Origin of the sequence: Gleimia coleocanis DSM 15436, assembly GCF_000159015.1 — a bacterium.
GTDB lineage: Bacteria > Actinomycetota > Actinomycetes > Actinomycetales > Actinomycetaceae > Gleimia > Gleimia coleocanis.
This window is the reverse complement of the sequence record NZ_DS999551.1, coordinates 1-591: the sequence shown is the minus strand read 5'-3', so window position 1 is coordinate 591 and position 591 is coordinate 1. Positions and strand designations below refer to the sequence as shown.

The 591-nt window shown below is 48.1% G+C and carries 1 protein-coding gene; it reads right to left on the bottom strand.

Features of this window, described 5'->3' with window-relative positions; all coding sequences use genetic code 11:
• A partial coding sequence (locus HMPREF0044_RS07630) for an SDR family oxidoreductase (protein ID WP_006547560.1) occupies positions 1-500 on the bottom strand: 500 nt, incomplete at its 3' end.
• Positions 501-591: the final 91 nt, after the last annotated feature.

The window sequence follows — 591 nt, the reverse complement described above, 5'->3', positions numbered from 1 at the left end:
CCCGCAAGCTCAAGTCGCAAGGTATTAGCGATGATACGTTCAGCGTGTTTTGCTGCGACGTATCCCGCACCGCCAGGATAAGTATCATGTGCTGCCGTAGACGTCAGAAAAACAACCGAACCTTTAGTTTCCTCAAGTTGAGGTAGAAAAGCCTTAGTCATATTAAGCGCAGTCATTACGTTGCGGTTATACATTTCTAACCACTTGTCGTTAATGGCACTCGCTACTGTATCTACTCCCAACGCGCCACCAGCATTATTGACGATAGCAGTTACCGGAGTAGCGCCAAGCGTTTTTGCGAACTCGTTCACCGCAGTTTCGTCTGTTAAGTCCAGTGCTTGCCATTCACAGCCCGTCTTCTCAGCCAGTTTTGCAAGACGATCGGCCCGGCGTGCTACAGCAGTAACTTTCCAACCGCGTTTACGTAGTTCTACCACCGTAGCTTCGCCGATCCCAGTGGAAGCTCCGGTAACTACAGCGTGCTTTTCAAATGTGCTCATTCTTCCCCTTTTACTTGAAAATGCGGTACATACAGAATAATAAAACTAACTGTGCAAGGGGTCACTCTGAAACTGGCTTGACTTTCGATAA